This is a genomic window from Streptomyces sp. NPDC094034, from assembly GCF_040303865.1.
Lineage (GTDB): Bacteria > Actinomycetota > Actinomycetes > Streptomycetales > Streptomycetaceae > Streptomyces.
Map to the genome: position 1 here is coordinate 13,280 of NZ_JBEOUD010000067.1, position 19,513 is coordinate 32,792.

The window sequence follows — 19,513 nt, forward strand, 5'->3', positions numbered from 1 at the left end:
TGTGGGCCTCAGGGCCCCTCGGCTGGCCCGAACCTACGTCGGCTGCTCGTGCTCGCGGATCGGTCGCCATATCGGTCACGGCGTGGGTCTCTCGAAGACTGCCGCGATCGGACCTGGTGTCCGCGACCTCGATCGCGGACACCAGCCCTGATGGGGTAGGGCGCGGCCATTGGCCGTCCGTGCGTCACCGGAAGGGGCGTTGAGGTGACGAGCAGGAGTGGTGTGAGACGAGCAGGAGTGGTGTTACACGTTCACTGCCGGAGGCCGGTGCGCGAGGCCTGTTCGACTCGGGCGATCAGGCGGCTGTTGTGGACGGCGTGGTCGAATCCCGGGGTGTGGTGGGTCCCGTTCTTGATGTCGCGCGCCAGGCCGGCATAGACCTCCCCCACGTTGATGGAGGCACCCGTCCAGATCTCGGCGGCGGTTGGGCCGGTGCCGGTGGCGACAGGGCTGTCGGGCGCGGTGAAGTCCACGCTCGACGACAGCGCGAGGTCGCCGACCTGAACGCCCGCGGGGTGATCACCGGTCAGCTTCAGCCAGCCGTCCGACCCGCGAACTTCCAGGCTGAAGTGGGCGTCGGGCGCGGGTACGCCCGCCAAGACCTGCACTCCGACCGGCGCCCCCGACGAGGTCTTGACGATGGCGTCGAGGTGATCCGGGACTTCCCGGGCGGACATCGCGCCGGTGTCCACCAGCTTCACCTGAGGCCAGAGGAGTTCGGTGCGCGCATCGATTTCGGTGATGTCACCGAGAACGGCTTCGATGACATCAAGGACATGGCCTGCCGCGATGGTCAGGAAGTTCGCTCCCGCCGCTGCTTTGTCGAAGTACTCGTACGCGCTCACCGACTCCGGGCCGTTGCCGAATGTCGTCGCGGCGACTCGCGCTGAAAGGAGCCGCCCGAGCCGGCCCTGGGCGGTGATCTCGGCCGCGCGGCGCACCGAGGGATTGAACCGTCCCTGGAGCCCGATCGCGGTGTGCAGCGAGCCGGCCGCATCGGCCATCTCTTCCGTCTGCGCGACGGTGGCTCCCAGCGGAGATTCCGCATACACGGCCTTGTTTTCCGCGAGGGCGGCCAGGACGAGCTCGCGGTGAGCCGGAACCTTGACTGCCACGGTGATGAGATCAACCGACGGATCGCGGATGAGCTCGTAGGGATCGGCGAACCAGCGCTCGGCGCCGAACGTTTCGGCAGCGATGCGGGCACTCTCCTCGCGCCGCGTCGCCACGCCCGCCAGGTGGAAGTCTGGCTGCGCCGCCAGCGCGGGGATATGTGCTGCCCCCGCCCAGCTCGCCTTGGTATCCGCACCGATAATGCCGACACCAATGAGTGTGTTTGACATGGTGTAGTGCTCCATTCCGTCCGCTACAACAAGAATTGATTGTTTTTGGCCCAGTCCGCCGCTCACTGCCCGGGCCTGAAGTGCACAACCGGCGGATCGCGTGGGGTGAATCACTCACCCCACGCTGTTCTCACTGGTCGATGGCCGCCATGTCCGGCTCGGCATGGCGTTCGCCGGACGCCGGTGTCAGGTTTCCCAGACGGGTGATCTGGTCTGCGGTGAGTCGGATTCCGTCGGCGGCGCTGTTCTCCTCAAGCCGGTCGATACGCTTCGTCCCCGGAATAGGCGCGATACCGTCCCCCTGTGCGAGCAGCCAGGCCAGGGCGACCTGCGCCGGCGTGGCCCCGATGTCGTCGGCGACCTCGCGCACTTGGTCGACGATGCGCAGGTTGTGCGTGAGGTTGTCGCCGATGAACCGAGGATTGGTACGACGCCAGTCGGCGGCGTCCAGGCCATCCAGCGTGCGGATTCCACCGGCGAGGAACCCGTGCCCCAGCGGCGAATACGGAACCAGTCCGATGCCGAGCTCACGCAGCGTGGGCAGCACGTCGGCCTCGGGATCTCGTGTCCACAACGAGTACTCGGTCTGGACAGCGGCCACTGGATGAACCGCATGGGCCCTGCGGATCGTCGCCGCGGCCGCCTCCGACAGCCCGATGTGGCGGACCTTGCCCGCGTCCACCAACTCACTCAACGCTCCCACCGTCTCCTCGATGGGAGTACCGGGGTCGACCCGGTGCTGGTAGTACAGGTCGATGTGGTCGGTTCCCAGCCGCCGCAGCGATCCCTCAACAGCCGTGCGGATGCCGGCGGGGGTGCTGTCCGGGCCTGGTCGGCCGGTGTGGGAGACCAGGCCGAATTTGGTGGCGAGGACAACCTGGTCTCGGCGGCCCTTGACGGCGCGGCCCACCAGTTCCTCGTTGACGTAGGGCCCGTACACCTCGGCGGTGTCCAGATGCGTGACACCGAGGTCCACAGCGCGCTGAATGGTGCGGATCGACTTGGCGTCGTCACGGCCGGCGCCGGTGTAGAACGCCGACATGCCCATGGCCCCGAGGCCGATGCGTGAGACGTGGAGGCCCCCAAGCGATGTGAACTGCATCCGGTTGTCCTTTCGTGGATCCATTCGCCGGCCCCACACTTCGAAGCGGGGGCCGGTTTCAGCGCCGCAGAACGTTGCGTAAGGGCGTCGATGGCGCACCGCGCCGCGATCGGTTACGCGCTCAGGCGACAGCGAGACGAACTTGACGCGTCAATAACTACACCCTCACAACTTGACGCGTCAATAAGGGTGGCTAGTATGGCCTCATGGCGAGTACCGCAGCTGACACGAACGGACAACGCCGTCGGCGTCCGTCGAACGAGTCGATCTCCGAGGCGATGGCACCGGCCGAAGAAGGCTCTGGCTCCCGAGAGTCCACGGGGCCGGTTACCGAAACGCGGTGGCTGAACCATGACGAGCGGGCGGCGTGGCTGGCCAACTCCGCGATCATGATCAGCTTGCCGGCTGCTCTGGACGCGCGGATGCAGTGCGAAGCCCAGCTGACCTTCTTCGAGTACATGGTGCTCTCTGTCCTGTCCGAACAGCCCGCTCACACACTGCAGATGAGCGATCTGGCCGCGCGAACGGCGTCGTCGCTGTCACGGTTGTCGCATGTCGCCGGACGGCTGGAGAAGCGCGGACTGCTCGCACGAGCCCGGATCCCCGGCTCCGGCAGACGCACCAACGCGACGCTGACCGAGGCCGGTTACGAAACGGTGGTGGCGGCGGCGCCGGGACATGTCGCAGCGGTTCGCGAATACCTTATGGACGGGCTCGGGCCCCAAGAGCTGGCGGCACTGCGCCGGATCGGCACCGCGGTCGAGGCCGCCATCAAGCGCGCGCAACTCGACGGGGGCTCTGCGGCATCGACTCCGCCCGGAACATCGACGTCATAGCCGCACAGCCGCATACCGCCGCCGATTGGTTTGGCGGCCCTTGCCGAACATCGCGTTCCCTCGCACGCGCGGCGCACGAGTGGGCGCTTCATCCTCGTCGTCCTCCGGTAAGCGTCGGTCGCGCTCGTCACTGCGGCTTTCATCGGCCGCTCGATCGGTCGGCCACAGCGGCACAATGGCCAATAGCCTCGAAACGGTCGCACCACCGCGGCCTGGCACGACATTCTGGGATGGGACATGGAGTTGTTCGGGCGGCACGCCGAGACCGCGGCGCTCGACAAGGTACTGGATCGGGCCGCGGACGGCTCGGGCTCCGGGCTCGTGCTGTGGGGCGAGCCGGGTATCGGCAAGACCGCCCTGCTTGAGTATGCCGTCGAGGCCGCGTCCGACGCGACGGTGCTGCGGTGCCGTGGCTCCCGGATGGAAGCGGGGCTCGCGTTCGCGGCGCTGCACGAACTGCTGTGGCCCGTGAGGGCCCGACTGGAGAGGCTTGCCCCTCCACAGGCCGCGGCGTTGCGCGGCGCGCTGGGATTGAGCCGGGACACGACCAACCGATTCCTCATCGGCGCGGCCGTGTTGTCACTGCTCAGCGATCTTGCCCGGGAGCGACCGGTGCTTGTCGTGGTGGACGACGCCCAGTGGGTCGACGAGGCGACCGCGCACTGCCTGGGCTTCATCGCCCGACGAGTGGCGACCGATCCGGTCGCGGTGCTGCTCACCGGACACGAGGACCCTGCCTCGGGGCCGTGGGAAGGACTGCCGGCACTGGAGGTCGTGGGGCTGGCCGACGACGACGCCCGGCGGCTCCTGGTCGCGGCCGCCCCTGGGGCCGACGAGGCGCTGGTCGATCGCACGATCCGGGCAGCTGGGGGCAACCCGTTGGCGCTGCACGAGCTACCCACCATCGATCACGAGCCCGATGGCGACGCGCTGCTCGGGCGATACGGGGATCTGACGCCGGTCGGGCCACGGCTGCGGCGGGCGTTCGGCTCCCGGGCCATGGCCATGACGCCGTCGGCCCGGGCGCTGTTGCTGCTGGCCGCCGCCGAGGACCGGGGCGACCGCCATGTCGTGCACCGTGCCGGGGCCGACTGGGGCGTCGACACGCGCACCTGGGACGAGGTCCTGCGCTCCGGTCTGATCCGTGCCACCGGGGCCCGGCTGGAGTTCCGCCACCCGCTGATCCGGGCGGCGGTCTACGACGGCGCCCCCTTCCTGGACCGGCAGGCCGCGCACCGGGCGTTGGCCGTCACCCTGCCGAGTGATGCCACTGCGGAACGGGCCTGGCATCTGGCAGCCGCCGCCGACACGGTGGACGAGGACGTCGCCGCGTTGCTGGAGCAAGCCGCCGAGCAGTGTCTGCAACGTAGTGCGGCGCCGATAGCGGCTCGCACACTGCGGCGGGCGGCCGAGCTGTCCCCCGAACCGGCCGCGGCTGCGCGCCGCCTGGCCGCTGCCGCCCGCGCCGCCTGGGACGCAGGCGACGCGGAGGCGGCGCGGCAGCTGCTGGACGACGCCGAGCGCCTGGGGGGCGAGCTTCTCGTCGCCCGGCTGAGCGGCGGGTTGCGCGGGATCCTGGAGTTCGCCCACGGCGTGCCTGAGCGTGCCCACCGCTACCTGGTCTGCGACATGGCTGTCGTCCCTGGCGCTCGCGGCGCGGTGGAGCTCGGCACCGTGGCGGTCCGCGCCGCGTGGTCGGCCGGTCGGCCCGACCTCCAGCAAGAGGCGCTGCAGCGGCTACTCGCCGTGGACACCGACGGTGATCCCGCGCTGTCGGAGCTGGTGCCCGTGCTGAGGGTCTGGTGGTCCTGCTACGACCAGACCGGCGAGGTCACCCCGACCGCTCCGGAGATGGCCAGCGGCACGGTCAGTCGGCTCGGCACGGCCGCCTGGGAGTTGCTGCCACCCGTACCGCTGGCCCAGGCTTGGGGGATAGAGAACTCGCTGCTCGACGTACTGCGCGAGCAGGCCGTCCATCTGCGGCGTCGGCACGAACTCACCGCGCTGGCATTGGTGCTCGCCCAGACCGCGGTCCTCGACATCGCCGCGGGTCGGTGGGAAGCCGCCGAGACCGCGGCGACCGAGGGACTGCGGCTGGCCAAGGAGGTCGGCGCGGATCACGTGGCCACGCAATCCCGCGTCTCCCTCGGAGCACTGGCCGCTGCCCGGGGCGATCACCGCACCGTCGACGAGCACACCACCCAGATGCTGCGGGTCTCGGTCCCACGCGGAGTGCGCGGACTCAGCGCGTCGGCGTACTTGCACCGCGGCCGCGCGGCGCTGTTCGACGGTCGTCCACAGGACGCGCTGAGTCACTTGATGCCGCTCGCCGAGCCCGAGCACGAGGCCGCTCACCCTACCTGCGCGCTGTTGGCTGCCATGGACACCGTCGAGTCGGCGGTGCAGGTGGGGAACGCCGACGTCGTCGAACCCCAGGTGGCCATGGTGGAGACGTGGGCACAGCGCACGGGCGCGACGTGGGCCCGCACCATCGGCCATCGTCTCCGCGCCCTCGTGCTCGGCGGCCCGGCGGCAGAGACCTCGTACCAGGCGGCCCTCGACGTAGCGGGGGCGGCGGACTATCCGTTCGAGTACGCCCGTACCCGGCTGCTCTACGGGGAGTGGCTGCGGCGGGCGCGCCGCCGGGCCGACGCCCGGATCCAACTTGCCGAAGCCGCCGAGATCTTCGACCGCCTGGGGGCGAAGCCACTGCGGGCGCGGGCGCTGTCCGAGCACGCTCTGACCGAGAGCCCGCGGGCCCGTCGCGAGCCCGGCCGGACCGACGAGGCCGGGTTGACCACGCAGGAACTGCGGGTCGCGCGACTGGCGGCGAAGCGTCTGACCAATCGGGAGATCGCGGCACATCTGCTGATCAGCCCACGCACGGTCGGCCACCACCTGGCCAAGGTCTACTACAAGCTGGGCATCACCTCCCGTGCCGAGTTGGCCCGGATCGACTTCGCGGGTGGCCTGCGGCTCAGCGCGGCCGGTGACTGACCGCGCCGTGCGCCGACACCGGCCGGTGCGAGCGGGCGACCCGATCATGCACAAGAACCAGCACCATCATCGAGCCGCGGAACTCCCGGGCGATTGCGGTCCGTAGGCGTCGAGCGTGTGCCGGGCAGTGAGCGCCACAGGCAGAGCGTTGTGGAGGAATGGGGTGCCTCGCGCAACGGTTGCCCACTGGTATGAGCGAAGCAGTAGCAGTAGTGGCGGGCGCGTATGGAGGCCCCGAGGTCCTGTCGGTGATCAACGTCGCCGTCCCGGAGCCTGAGCCGAACCAGGTGCGCATCATGGTCCGCGCGGCCGGTGTCAATCCCTTCGACTACAAGATGTACAGCGGTGTCTTCGGCGCAGATCCGGAGAGATTGCCGCTGCGGCTCGGTGTCGAGGCGGCCGGCGTGGTGACCGCGGTCGGCGCCGACGCGGTCGGCCCCGCGGGTCCGATCGCGGTCGGTGACGAAGTGATCGCCCATCACGCGCCAGGAGCCTATGCCACCGAACTCGTCGTACCGGCCTCGTCCGTGGTGCCCAAGCCTGTCGCCCTGTCCTGGGAGCAGGCCGGCGGGCTGCTGGCCGCCGGCGTCACCGCCGTACACGCTCTCGAAGCGATCGGCCTGAGCGAGGGCGAGACGGTGCTGATCCACGGTGCCGCGGGAGGCGTCGGCCTCGTGGCCGTGCAGCTTGCGGTGGCACGCGGCGCCACCGTTGTGGCCACGGCAAGCCAGGCCAAGCACGACCTGTTGCGGGAGCTGGGAGCGACCCCGGTCGTATACGGGCCGGGACTCGCGGACCGGGTACGCACGATGGCGCCGGAGGGTGTGCACGCGGCCGCCGACCTCGTGGGTACCGACGAGGCGGTGGACGTCTCCATGGAGCTCGTTCCGGCCCGCTCCCGCATCGCGACCATCGCGGGCTACGAGCGCGGGGCGCGCGCTGGAATCAAACTCCTGGGCGGGGCGCCCGGTGGGGACCCCGGCACCGAGATCCGGGAAGCCGCCCGCCTACAGCTCACGGAATCCGCGGCAGCCGGCCGACTGCGCATCGTGATCGCGGACGGCTACCCGCTGCGTGAGGCCGCCGCCGCCCACCGCGAGATCATGGCCGGCCACACCACGGGAAAGATCGTCCTGGTCCCCTAACTCGTCGCTGTCCACACCCTGGAAGCCACCTCTCATGCGACCCGCGGCACGGCGTCGCTGTTCCACGAGCGTCCCCCGAGGGAGCGCTGGAGATCTTGGCGCGCATGGCCGACCGGACCATGGCGCGGAGCACCCGACCTTCGCGCTCCCGGCCGCTCTCGACACCGCCGAGGCGGCCGCGCTGCCTCCGCCGACGACCGATTGCACGCCCGATTCGGATGCGGGCCCTGATTTGTAACGTCGCTGCCGTTGTCCCGCGGACCGCCGCGAAACATCGATCGACGCACGACGAGAGGTCGCCTCATGCCCACATCCGGAACCCTGCCCCATGCGCGCCACTACATCGACGGGCGGTGGCGCGACTCCGGCGCCCGCGGCGAGTCGCGCAGCCCCGCGACGAACGACCTGCTCGGGACGTTCGCCGACGGTGGTGCGGAGGAAGCGAGATCCGCTGTGGCCGCGGCCCGAAGGGCCTTCGACACCACCGGGTGGTCCCGCGATCGCCACCGCCGTGCGGCAGCGCTGCACGAGTTGGCCGACCACTTTGAGAACCGCAGAGAGGAACTGATCACTCTCCTGACACGAGAGAACGGAAAAGTGCTTTCCGAGGCGGCTCTTGAGGTCGACGGCACAATCCCCAAACTCCGCTACTACGCGGCGCTCGCCATCACCGACCACGGCCGCGCCGCGGAAGTGCGACCCGGCATGTACTCGATGACACTGCGCGAAGCTGTGGGCGTCGCCGGTGTGATCGTGCCGTGGAACTCACCGGTCATCCTCTCGGCGCGATCCTTCGCTCCCGCTCTGGCCGCCGGTTGCACCGTGGCAATGAAGATGCCGGCGCAGACCGGTCTGGTCAACGGACTGCTGAGCGAGATCATCGCCGACACTCCGAGCCTGGATCCTGGCGTGTTCAACGTCTTCACCGAAAGTGGAAACGCCGGGGCGCCGGAGCTCGTCTCCTCCTCCGGTGTCGATGTGCTCAGCTACACCGGCTCCACCGCCGTCGGCCGCGTGATCATGAAACAGGCCGCTCCGACGCTCAAAGCGTTGTCCATGGAACTGGGCGGAAAGACCCCGATGCTCGTGTTCGACGACGCCGACCTGGACGCCGCCGTACCCGTGCTCGCCAAGGCCATCACCACTTTCGCGGGCCAGTTCTGTATGACGGGCAGTCGGGTGCTGGTCCAGCGCGGCGTGGCCGACGAACTCCGCCGGCGGCTCGTCGCGTCCCTCGAAACGGTCCGGGTCGGACCTGGCGACGACCCCGCCAGCGAAATGGGCGCCATGATCGACGAAAGCAACGCCCAACGGGTCGAACAGACCGTGGCCGCTGCGGCCGATTACGCCACCGTGCTCGTGCGGGGCAAGCGGGATCGGGCGCTTCTCGGCCCTTCCCTGATCGAGGTCGCTGACGTATCCGCGCCGATCGTGCAGCGCGAGGTGTTCGGCCCGGTCGCCACCTTCGAACTCTTCGACTCCGAGGCCGACGCCGTCGGGCGTGCCAACGCCACCGAGTTCGGCCTCGCCGCGAGCATCTGGACCCGTGACCTCGACCGCCCCCTGCGCGTCGGTCGTGAGCTGCGGGCCGGGACCGTCTGGACCAACACCTGGGCCGTGATCCACGACCAGTTCGAGGAGGGGGGCTTCAAGCAGTCAGGCGTGGGTCGTCTGAACGGCATCCGCGGAATCGAGGAGTTTCAGGAGACCAAGCACCTCGTTCACGTGGCACCACAGCTCTGATGGCTTACGACGGCAGGACGAGAAACGATGACCGAGCCGGACGACAACGGCCCGACCGACGTCACGCTACTCACCGCGCGCACCGTGGAGCCCGGCTACGAGCAGGATTTCCGGGAGTGGTTCGGGCGGGTGACCAACGCTGCCTCCACTTTCCCCGGCCACCTGGGGGATGGTTTGTTCCGACCTCCCACGACCGCCGGGCCGTGGGTCCTGATCCATCGGTTCCGCGATCACCAGTCCGCACAGGGCTGGACGACGTCACCTGAGCGGGCAGCACTGTTCGACGACTGCGACGGCCACCATCAGACCGAAGTAGCCCGTCGCGAACTCTCCGGAATGGAGACCTGGTTCACCGAACCGCACGACACAACCACCGTGGCACCGCCCAGGTGGAAGATGGCACTCGCTGCCTTCGCAGCCATACTGCCGATCTCCCTGATCGGCAATGGCCTTCTGGGTCCGGCGCTCAGTGCTTTGCCACTACTGGCGCGGGTACTGATCCTCGCGCTGCTGTTCAGTACGTTGATGACGTATCTGATGATGCCGACCGTGACCGTCGTCCTTCGCCGTTGGCTCTATGCCTCCACCTCGACCGCGGGTGAGGGACCGACGTGATGAGGCGCCTTGGGACCGGCGGGGCCCCAGTGGGGCCGCTGGACTGTCGAGGCCGCCATCGCTGACGCCCACCCCCTCCCCGCCATCTCCCAATTCGGGTCCCGACAGGACGATTCCCCGCAACCCGCCCAGGAATATGAAAGAAATATGAATCAGACGCTGTCACGACGCCTGCTCCCACTGAGTCGCAACACAGAAAAAGGCGAATACGCCACTGGTCAATACCGTGGCATGCTGATGCGCGCCCTGGCGCTGGCTGCCCGGACCATCAGTCGGCTGCCCACCGCTCTTGCACAGACATTGACCTCGCCGAGTTGACCGGATCGAGCGGCTGATGGCCGGGCTCGGCCGGAAGGCGTCATCCGTGGCAGTGGATTCGGCTGACCGCGGCTTCACCGCGTCGCGACCGGGCCGGCCGTGGGCGGGTCAGCAGGTAGACGCCTGCTGACCCGCATCGACGGCGACGCCTTCGATGCGGCCGTGGGCGCCTGGCTCGCCCGGTACTCCCGTAACCCGGTTGAGGACGAGGCGCCCGCGCTGGTGGGACTGGCCGTCGACGGCAAGGCCGTACGCGGCAGCCGTCGTGACGGCCGGACGGCCTGTTCTCGGTGCCGCGTTGCGGGATGCCCGAGGCGGGCGATCCCGCCTGCACGGGTCCGGCGCGCGGGATTCGCGGCGCACGGGAGCCTGGTGGTGTGGCAGCCGGGTGCCGGGCCGCGTGGTGTGGCCCGGCACCCGGTGTCCTGCGGTCAGTCCAGCGGCCGGGGAGTAGGGGCCGCGGGTGCCTTGCCGGTGACGGTGAAGTTGTCGGCGTGCTGGAAGGTGAAGCGCTCCCAGCCTCCGGTCACAGTGGCGGAGCGGGCGCGCAGCAGGTCGGCGTCGGAGCCGGTGTAGTTGTGCTCCACGGCGACGAACTTGCCGTTGACCTTGGCCTTCAGGGCGTAGTTCTGGCCGCCCTGCGGTACGAGGGTGTACTGCTCCCAGCCGGCGGGAGTGGCTGTACCGCGGGCGCGGAGCATGCCCTCGTAGTCGCCGGTCATGGAGTTCTCGGTGGTCACCCACAGGTTGTTCGCTTCGGCGCGCAGCGAGACCGTCTGGCCGCCGTCGCGAGTGTGCAGGGTGTACTGCTCCCAGCCGTACGGGGTGGTGGCCCGGGCGCGGAGCTTGCCCTGCTGGTTGCCTGTCTCATTGATCTCGGGGGTGACGTAGTTGCCGTTGACGTGAGCCTGGAGGGTCCAGCGGGCGACGTGGGTGCCGATCCAGTCGGTGACATCGTCCAGCCGCGTACTGATGGCGCCGGTGTCGGTGACCGACTCGTCGGTGCCGAGGCAGCCGGCTTGCCAGGAGCGGCTGCTGAGGGCGATCAGCTCGACGCCGTTTGCGGTGTCGCGCAGCGCGGGGCCGCCGGTGTCACCCTGGCACACGGCGGCGCCGTCGTTGCCGGTGATGGCGAGCTGGCCGGCGTTGACGGTGTTCACGGTGAATGTGCCGGTGTGCAGCTTGTCGGGCACCCAGGAGTCGGCGGTGCGGCCGTATCCGGCCAGTTTGAGCTGCTCGCCGGCGGCGGCCGGGGTGGCTGCCAGGCCGACGGGGGTGATGCCGACCGAGGCGGAGAGCCGGGCGAGTACCAGATCGCGGTCGGGGTGCGGGACGAGCTCGACGATGTCGCGGACCGCGCCGGCGGTGCCGGTGAGATCGGTGCGGCCGATGGTGGCCTTGGTGGCCAGCGCAGGCGGCCCGGCCGGGATGTCGAGGCTGACGTTCGGGTCCGCGGCGAAGCAGCTGGCGGCGGTGAGTACCCAGCGGGACTCGACGAGTACGCCGGAGCAGGCGCGGTGGGAGTCGCCGATGTCCAGCTTGGCGGTGAAGGCATAGGCACCGTCTGCGGCCGGCGCGCCCGAGACGGCATTGGCCGGAGCGGAGACGGCCAGCGGGAGGGCGAGCATGGCGGCGGCAATGGCGGCCAGGGTGGAGCGGTTCGGTCTGGGCACGGGAAACCCCTTTGCTGTTCGGAACGTGGCGGGCTGAGGGCGGTGTGCGGGTCAGCCGGTGACGCGCGACTCCACGTGAACCGTCGGGTTGAGGACGCCGGAGCGCCTGCGGTCGTTGTCGCCGATGATGAGCTGGGTGGTGCGGGCGTAGATGTTGTCTGTGGGGCCGGTCACGGCGGCGGGCGGCAGTGGGACGTCAGGCGCGACCGTGCGCAGGAGTCTGATGTGTCGCATGAGGTCTTCTTCTCGGCTCATCCCCGGTGCCCGCGGTAACGCTCTTCGGATCCGGCGCTTCCACGTCGTGGAATGACGGCGGTAGCGGGGGTCCCGAAGGTGCGGGGGTGGCCCCGGAGGGAAGGTCCGCTCCGGGGCACCCACGTCGTGTGGATCAGCGGATCGCCATGCCGAAGGCCTTGCCTGTCAGCGGCAGGCCGTTCAGGCCGGGCTGGTGGGTGATGACCGTCCCGCCCGTGCCGCCCATGGCGTTCGACCATGGAATGCCGTGGACGGCGCCCCGGTCGGCGGGACCGTGCGGCATACCGATCCACAGGTGTGTCCCGGTTCCGTTCAGGTAGTTGCCCATGAGCTGTGAAGCGCCCGGAGTGCCCGGCACACCGCGGTCGTTACCCGCCTCGATCCAGTGGTCGGAGTCGCCCGGGGCTCCCAGAAGTGAGAAGGTCTGCACGAAGCCCGCGTCGGTTGCCGTGCCGATGTCCTTTTTGGGTACGCCGACGGCCAGCAGCATGGTCGAGGCGGTGCCGACCGCTTTCGGCGCGGTGTTGACGGCGACCACCTGCGTGCCGAATCCGTCACCGGACGCGGAGGCACCGTTCACACCCTCGGTTCCCTGATGGATGGTGGCCAGTTCACTGACCGCGCCGGCCGCGGTCACCCGGACGGTCGTCACCTGCCCCGCCTGCGGGAAGGAGTTGGTGCCGACCCACAGCGTCTCACCGGGCGTGCCGATGGCGAGGACCGAGTCGGTCGCGGCGGCGGCGCCGGAGGGACGGTGCGCGACCATCGAGAGCGACGAGGCGAACCGGTCGCCGCCCTCGCTCGCGTCGCTGATGCCGGTCGAGTCCTGGTTGACGCTCGCCACCGGGGCGGGGACGCCGTCCGCGTTCACCTCGTGCTTGAGGATCGCCACCATGCCTGCGTCGGCGCTGGTGCCGACCGTCTCGCCCGGGGAGCCGACCGCGATGTGGTTCGGGGAGCCCGCGACGGAGGCGCCGAACTCGTCGCCTTCGTTGATGACGCCCACGATGCCCGGGGAGTCCTGGTGGAACGAGACGCTGGTGGAACCGCGCAGGTAGTAGGCCAGGCCCGCGTCGTGGTAACCCTTCAGGTTCTTGCCGGGCGCCCCGATCAGGATATACGGCTCACCGGCGGCGGTCCGGCCGGCGGCCAGCGCGGCGCCCATCCGGTCGCCCGCCTCGGACGCCCGCTCCTTGAGCGCGCCCGTGCCGGTGCCCTGCTGGAGGTTGAGCGCGGCCTTGCCCTTGCCCAGTCCGGCCGGGGAGCCGTAGAGGACGGTCACCCAGCCGGCGTCCGCCGTCGTCTCGACGTCCTCCAGGGGGATGCCCACCACCAAGTCGGTGCAGCCGTCCTCGTCGTAGTCGACCACGGCCAACTCGCCGCCGAACTCGTCGCCCGCCTCGGATTCGCCGGGCACGTAGGACAGGTCCTGGTGGAGCGTCTCGCTGCCCTTGCCCGCGCCGTAAACGACCTTGAGCAGGCCGGCTTCCGACAGGCCGTTCACGGACGCCTTGGGGTCGCCGACCGCGATGTCCTCGGCGGCGTCGCAGTTGAAGTCGGTGATACGGGTCGCACCGGTCTTGGAAGCCACCCAGGCACCCAGGTCGTCGACGCGGGCGGCGATGCCGCCGGTACTGGTCACGGCCTCGTCGACGCCGTAGCAACCGCCCTGGTACGACTGGCTGCTGAGGGCGGCCAGCTGGTGCGTGCCGCCCGAGACGCGGACCATCGGGCCGCCGCTGTCGCCCATGCACGCGGCCACGCCGTCCTTGCCGGTGACCGTGGCGGTGGTGGCATCGGCGGCGTCCACCGAGAACGCGCCGGTGTGCAGGTTCAGCGGCGCCCACTCGGTCGCGCTGCGGCCATACCCGGCGAACCTCAGTTCCTCGCCCGCGGTGGGCGCGGCGGTGGCCAGGGTGATGGGGGTGACGTTGGTGACCGGGCGGCTCAGCCGGGCCAGGACCACGTCGCGGTCGGTGCGGGGCTGGAGCTCGACGACCTCGCGCACCGCCCCCGCGGAGGTGCTCGTCAGGTCGGAGCGGCCGATGGTCGCGATGGTCTTCAGTTGCGGCTTGCCCGCGGGTACCGCGAGGCTGGTGGCCGGGTCGGCGGCGAAGCAGCCGGCCGCGGTGAGTAGCCATTCGGCGTCGACCAGGACGCCGGAACAGCCTCGGTCGTGGTCGCCGACGATCAACTGGGCGGCGTAAGCGTGTGTGGTGTCGCCGGACGGGGAGGCGGGTCCCGTCACGGCGCCGGAGGGCGTCGCGGACACCGCGAGCGCCCCGGCCGCCAAGGCCGCGCCAAGCGCGGCGAGGCGAGGGCGTCTGGTGGAGTGCATGAAGGTCGTGTCCTCTGTTCCTGCTGTCTGACGGCTACTTGGCGGAGCGGATTTCCACGAGCATGTGCTGACGGCTCTGTTCGTCGTCGCTCTCACCGACCGCGGTCCAGGTGTTCTTCTCCAGGTCGAAGGACCTCTCCTCGGCACCCACGGTCATGTCGACCTGGGTGGTGTAGTCGTTGCCCCTCATGGAGTAGACCGCAGGGATCTCCAGGGTCAGCCAGCCGGAGTTGCCCACGACCTTGAAGCACACCTTGCTGGCGTGCCGCCGTCCCAGGACCTCGATGAAGCCCGTGCCGCTGGCGCAGTCCACCAGAGTGATGTGCCCGTCACCGCGCTTGAGCACGATGTTCTGCTCGGCAAGGATCTTGTCCGCGTTGGGGTAATTGAAGTCCTCGACCGCGTAGCCGGGCGCGCCGTCGGCGACCGTCGATGTGGCGTCGGTCTGGGAGGGAGCGACGCCGGTGAGCGCACCCGACAGGGCCGCCCACGCCAGGGCGCCGGCCGCCGTCGCGACGGCGAGGGTGCGCACGAGGAATCTCTTCTTCTGCTTGTTGACCGTGAATTCCGAGAATTCGGTACGAGCCTTCATCGCGCTCCAATAGTCGTCGGTTCCGTCCCCCGGGCGGAACACCCCATAAAAGTGGGGACGGCGCTCCGATGACGCGTCAGGCCAGAGGAGACTCACAGCGACGAAACCGCGACGAGGGTCTCCCTTTCGCCATGACGCGCAAAGGAGAGGCGGCTTTTGCGCACCTTTACGCGAGCCGCCCACTTCTCCATGCAATCCGTTCACTCGATGACCTGTCCACAGGCTCAACTACCCGAAACCGGACGCACGTTGTCCGCAGATTGTGACTCCCGTCACCCTTCCGGAAGGTTGTGTTGTCACATATGGAGAACGTGTGTTGATTCGCTGAACGGTTCACATGGCGCTCCGGGAGGGATTCGAGGGAAAGGTGCGCGTTTCCTCGGCAGGCGACCAAAAAGAGGGCTCCGGGTGTCCGTTTAACCTTCCTTTGTCCAGCGACAATTGACGGTCCCCAAGAAATATGAATGGCTAGGCGGTCGGGTCACGACTGATATCCGTCGAATGCCACACGTCACTTACCTGGAGGAAGACTTCCTATGGAGACAGTGTTCTGGAGCCGGCGACGCCTGCTCGGCACCCTCGCCGCCGTCACAGCCGCCGCCGCCACGCCCATGGCTCTGGCCCCTCTGGCCCGCGCCACGACAGCGGCGGCGGATGAACCGCCGAAACCGTTCGAGCTGCCGGATACCGACCGGGCCAAGGTCGTCAAGGCGTGGCTGACGGGCGGCAAGGCGACCAAGGCCGCCGCGGAGTACGCGCTGTACGGCACGGACACGGACATCCAGACGTTCCTCACCACGACGCTCCCGACGGTGACGGCGGAGGACAATCGCGTCGCGGTCGCCACCTATCTCGCCAGATCCGGTGTGGGACTGCGGCGTGAGGCGTCCGCGGCCCTGGACGGCGGGGACAGCACGGTGGCCGCCTTCCTCAACGGCGGCTTCAGACCCGCCCTGCTGGAAGACCTGCAGGTGGCCACGTCCACGGTCTCGGCCACCGGCGGCAAGGGGGTCAAGCGTGAGGCGTCCGCGGCCCTGGACGCCAGCACCGAACAGGCCCTCGCGGCCTTCCTGTCCGAGGGCCGGTTCGCCGCCCGCGAGGAGGACCAGCGGGTGGAGACCGCCACCATGCTGATGTCCACCGGCCCGGAGGTGCGGAAGTACGCGGACCGCGCGCTCAGCGGCGGTCGTCAAGAGGTGGAGTGGTTCCTCAACACCGGGCAGCACATCGCACGCGCCCGCGACCAAGAAGCCGCGACGATCGAGGAACTGGTCGCCGTCGTGGAGCACGAGGGCAAGCGCGCACAGGCAGAGACCGACCTCGCCGTCGAGGCCTCCGAGCGGGCCAAAACCGCTGCGGAGAAGGCGAAGGAGGCGGCCGAGAAGGCCGCGGCCGAGGCCGAGGCGGCCAAGAACGACGTGGCGAAGTCCGGTGCGGCGGCCCGCAAGGCCGCGAGCGCCGCCCAAGGGGCCGCGAAGGCTGCCCGCAACGCCATCAGCGCCTCCCAGTCCGCGGTCGCGGCCTCGCGCCGCGCCTCGTTCGCCGCCACCGCCGCCTCGCAAGCCGCCGCCACCGCGGGCAACGCCGCGTCTCACGCTTACAACGCGGCGATCGCCGCCTCCAAGGACGCGTCCAAGGCCAACGCGGCGAAGAACGCCGCCGTCGCGGCGCGCAACGGCGCCGCGCGTGCCCGTACGGCGGCCAAGGCTGCCGACTACGCGGCCACCGCGGCCTCACAGGCGGCCGGTGCCGGTTCCGCCGCCGCGTCCGCCGCCCGCAACGCGGCCGCCGCCGCCAACGCCTCGGCGCAGGCGGCTACCGCGGCGGGCGTCGCCCAGTCCGAGGCCGCGGAGGCCAAGCGCCAGGCCGCGATCGCGAACAGCGCCGCGAACCGCGCCACCAACGCCGCCTCCACCGCACAAGCCCTCGCCAACCAGGCCGCGTCCGCCGCGCGCACCGCCCGCGATGCCGCCAACTCCGCGGCGGCGCACGCCGACAAGGCAGCCGACGCGGCCGAGGAAGCGGTCAAGTACGCGGGCCAGGCCATCGACTATGCCAACAAGTCCACCGCCCATGCGGCCGAGGCGATCAAGGCCGCCAACACCGCCACCAAGGCCGTCGAGGATGCCAGGGCAGTGGAACAGGCGGCCCGCGACGCGGAGTCGGCGCGCCTGGAAGAGGACAAGCAGGACGGCTTGGCGGAAGCCAGGCTGCTCGCCCAGATGGAAGACGAGGAGCGGGCCGCACTGGCGAACCTGCGCACGCAGGAGCAGCAGACCGCGCAAGCCCTCAAGGACCAGATCGCAAGCGCCGAGAAGGCGCTGGCGGACGGTGATCTCGCGCTGGCCGCCACACTGGGCCGCAAAGCGGGCCTGGGCATGGCGGCCTCGAAGGGCTCCTGGGCGCGGGAGGCCGCCCAGTTCGCACTGGCCGGCGCGGATGCGGACGTCCACGCCTGGATCGACACCGACCGGGCCCTCGCCGAGGACCAGGACGACCGGGAGACGGCCCTTCACATCGCGGAGGTGGCGTCCGCCAACGTCGGAAACGCCGTCCACGCGGCGCTGACAAGCGAGACCGCCGGCGCCGTCAAGGCCTTCCTGACCGACGGGCTGATCGAGGCCGTGGCCGAGGACAACAGCGTCAGCATCGCCAGCATCCTCTCCACCAGTCCAGGCTCGGCCGTCACGGCCGCCGCCAACACCGCGCTCGACGCGAACACCCCGCAGGCGCTGCGGGACTTCTTCGACCGCACCTACCCCGAGGCGGTACGGGACGACGACGGGGTCGCCACCGCCGCGCTGCTCAACTCCGTGGGGATCTACACCAAGGCGTACGCGGAAGTCGCCTTGGAGGGCCCGACGTGGATGCGCCGGAACTTCATCAACCTCGTGCAGTACAAGGCGGCTCAGCTCGACCACGACTCGGCCTCACACATCGCCGCGATCCGTGGTGCGATCGCCGCGGCCGCGAAGATCGCCTACAAGGCGCAGGAGAACGCGCAACTCGCGTCGAAGGCGGCCGCGGAGGCGCGCAACGCGGCGGACCAGGCCAAAGAATGGGCGGACAAGGCGCTCGCCTCGGCGAGGCAGGCCGACACGTACGCCGCACAGGCCAGGCAGAACGCCGACGACGCGGACAAGTCCGCCCAGTCAGCCCAGGCATCAGCGAACCGGGCGAAGTCCGCGGCGGATACGGCCCGCAAGGCGAGTCGTGCGGCCAACTACTCGGCGAACCGGGCCATCGACTCGGCCCGCAGCGCCCTGCGCTCCTCCTACAGCGCCCAGGCCTCGGCGAACAGCGCGCGCCAGTCCGCGATCGCCGCGGGCCAGGACGCGAAGACGGCCGCGGCGGCGGCCACCGACGCCCGCCGTATCGTCTCGGAGAAGCGCAAGGCGGAGGCGGCGGAGGCCGCACGCCAGGCCGCCGAGGCGGCGCGGCGGGCAAAGGAGGAGGGGAGGAACCCGGCCGACAGCCCGACACACGACAAGACCAACTCGGGTGGCAGCGGCGGCGACAAGGACGAGTGGTGGAACGACGCCCAGTTCTACGCCGACGCGTTCAACTGGATCAGCATCGGCTCCGGATTCCTCGCCGCGGGACTTGCCTTCGCCGCCCCGTGGACCGGCCCGCTCGCACCGTTCGTCGCCGGCGCGGCGGGGATCCTCGGCTGGGTCTCCGTGGGTTCAGCCGCGCTCAGCACGCTGTTCACGGGCATTGAGCACGGCTTCGGCAGCGCCGAGTTCGCGGGCTCCCTCGTCGGAACCAGCCTGGGGCTGCTCACGTTCGGCCAGTCCAAGTGGATCGGGGCCACACTGGACGGCGTGGTGTCGCCCATCGCCAGGCGGGCCACGCAGCTCGGCAGCGACATCATCTCGCCCATCACCGGTACGCTGACTTCTCTGTTCGGATGATCACCCAATGACCGCCGACCGTTGATCCGGCCAGTGGGGGGGCCGGCACATGACGCCGGTCCCCCGCTCTGGCGCAGAAGGGCCCCATGCTCACTTCCCTCCCGATCGGATGGCTGTGGCTGCTGGCCGCGGCGTCCACTGCCCTGTCCAGCTACCTCTTGGGCAGCTGGATTCCGCTCCGGAAGTTCCGTATCGCCTATCCGGTGATCATGGTCGTCTGCGGTGGGGTCCTGGTCGTCGTCTGCCGGTTGAAGGGCATTGACCTGACCGGGGCGCTCGTCATGTACTCGTGCGCCCACATCGGCCTGACAGTTGGCCTGCTCCCCCAGCGGAAGCTGTTCGCAGAGGTGCTTGAGCGCTGGCGCAGAGGTGAGGCCACGGACAACATCAAGGTCCCGCGCCGGCACCAGGTCTTCCTCGCCGTCTGCGTGGTCGCCGTCTTGCTCGCCGGCTTCGCGCTGACCCGTTGAATCCCGTTCGGGCCGCGGGCGAGGACGGCTGCTCCGGGCTCTCGATCTCACGGAACAGCGGTCAGTTCCCGGAAATACCTAGGTCCTGTCCGGTCGATCTTCGCGGGCCCGCGACGCCTGGCACCGCACCTCGCCGCGTTGTCGGAGTCGCCCAAGTACGTCCAGTACATGG

14 protein-coding genes and 1 pseudogene are annotated in these 19,513 nt (G+C 69.9%); 9 read left to right on the forward strand and 6 right to left on the reverse strand.

The genetic code is table 11. The features are described from left to right. Window positions 1-251: 251 nt before the first annotated feature. Together ABTZ59_RS34685 and ABTZ59_RS34690 are read right to left on the reverse strand one after the other, a co-directional pair. Complete coding sequence (locus ABTZ59_RS34685; protein ID WP_351424067.1) at window positions 252-1,343, reverse strand: Gfo/Idh/MocA family protein; 1,092 nt, start codon at window positions 1,341-1,343, stop codon at window positions 252-254. 130 nt (window positions 1,344-1,473) lie between these two features. Continuing rightward, window positions 1,474-2,445, reverse strand: a complete 972-nt coding sequence (locus ABTZ59_RS34690) for an aldo/keto reductase (RefSeq protein ID WP_351424074.1) — start codon at window positions 2,443-2,445, stop codon at window positions 1,474-1,476. Between the two features lie 278 nt (window positions 2,446-2,723). Here ABTZ59_RS34690 and ABTZ59_RS34695 point away from each other — a divergent pair, with 278 nt between their 5' ends. The 7 genes and pseudogenes from ABTZ59_RS34695 (at window position 2,724) to ABTZ59_RS34725 (ending at window position 10,099) form a co-directional block, all read left to right on the forward strand. Then, window positions 2,724-3,281 carry a MarR family winged helix-turn-helix transcriptional regulator gene (locus ABTZ59_RS34695; protein ID WP_351424084.1) on the forward strand — a complete coding sequence of 186 codons (558 nt, stop codon included), beginning with the start codon at window positions 2,724-2,726 and terminating at the stop codon, window positions 3,279-3,281. A 237-nt stretch (window positions 3,282-3,518) separates the two neighbouring features. Further along, window positions 3,519-6,278, forward strand: a complete 2,760-nt coding sequence (locus tag ABTZ59_RS34700) for a helix-turn-helix transcriptional regulator (RefSeq protein ID WP_351424089.1) — start codon at window positions 3,519-3,521, stop codon at window positions 6,276-6,278. Window positions 6,279-6,490: 212 nt separating this feature from the next. Beyond that, window positions 6,491-7,423 carry an NADP-dependent oxidoreductase gene (locus ABTZ59_RS34705; RefSeq protein WP_351424115.1) on the forward strand — a complete coding sequence of 311 codons (933 nt, stop codon included), beginning with the start codon at window positions 6,491-6,493 and terminating at the stop codon, window positions 7,421-7,423. Window positions 7,424-7,726: 303 nt separating this feature from the next. After that, entirely contained in the window at window positions 7,727-9,166 is a 1,440-nt protein-coding gene (locus ABTZ59_RS34710; RefSeq protein ID WP_351424092.1) for an aldehyde dehydrogenase family protein, read from the forward strand. 27 nt (window positions 9,167-9,193) lie between these two features. Further along, a complete protein-coding gene (locus ABTZ59_RS34715) occupies window positions 9,194-9,781 on the forward strand; it encodes an antibiotic biosynthesis monooxygenase (protein ID WP_351424095.1) in 588 nt (195 codons plus the stop codon). A gap of 33 nt (window positions 9,782-9,814) precedes the next feature. Then, window positions 9,815-9,904 (forward strand): annotated as a pseudogene (locus tag ABTZ59_RS34720) (6-phosphogluconate dehydrogenase); the annotation flags it as partial. Window positions 9,905-9,928: 24 nt separating this feature from the next. Next, window positions 9,929-10,099, forward strand: a complete 171-nt coding sequence (locus ABTZ59_RS34725) for a hypothetical protein (protein ID WP_351424118.1) — start codon at window positions 9,929-9,931, stop codon at window positions 10,097-10,099. A gap of 431 nt (window positions 10,100-10,530) precedes the next feature. Here ABTZ59_RS34725 and ABTZ59_RS34730 read toward each other — a convergent pair whose 3' ends face one another. The 4 genes from ABTZ59_RS34730 to ABTZ59_RS34745 form a co-directional block, all read right to left on the reverse strand. Further along, on the reverse strand, window positions 10,531-11,772 hold the full coding sequence (locus ABTZ59_RS34730) for a trypsin-like serine protease (RefSeq protein ID WP_351424098.1): 1,242 nt from the start codon (window positions 11,770-11,772) through the stop codon (window positions 10,531-10,533). Window positions 11,773-11,823: 51 nt separating this feature from the next. Continuing rightward, a complete protein-coding gene (locus ABTZ59_RS34735; protein WP_351424101.1) occupies window positions 11,824-12,006 on the reverse strand; it encodes a hypothetical protein in 183 nt (60 codons plus the stop codon). 154 nt (window positions 12,007-12,160) lie between these two features. After that, on the reverse strand, window positions 12,161-14,365 hold the full coding sequence (locus tag ABTZ59_RS34740; protein WP_351424103.1) for a trypsin-like serine protease: 2,205 nt from the start codon (window positions 14,363-14,365) through the stop codon (window positions 12,161-12,163). A gap of 34 nt (window positions 14,366-14,399) precedes the next feature. Further along, window positions 14,400-14,957 (reverse strand): hypothetical protein, encoded by a 558-nt coding sequence (locus tag ABTZ59_RS34745; RefSeq protein WP_351424106.1) that lies wholly within the window; start codon window positions 14,955-14,957, stop codon window positions 14,400-14,402. A 536-nt stretch (window positions 14,958-15,493) separates the two neighbouring features. On the opposite strand from ABTZ59_RS34745, the gene ABTZ59_RS34750 reads away from it, so the two are divergent. After that, window positions 15,494-18,871, forward strand: coding sequence for an ALF repeat-containing protein (locus tag ABTZ59_RS34750; protein ID WP_351424109.1), 3,378 nt, complete (start codon window positions 15,494-15,496; stop codon window positions 18,869-18,871). Between the two features lie 86 nt (window positions 18,872-18,957). Continuing rightward, window positions 18,958-19,341: a hypothetical protein gene (locus ABTZ59_RS34755; protein ID WP_351424112.1), complete on the forward strand. Its 384-nt coding sequence runs from the start codon at window positions 18,958-18,960 to the stop codon at window positions 19,339-19,341. The last annotated feature ends 172 nt before the right edge of the window (window positions 19,342-19,513 follow it).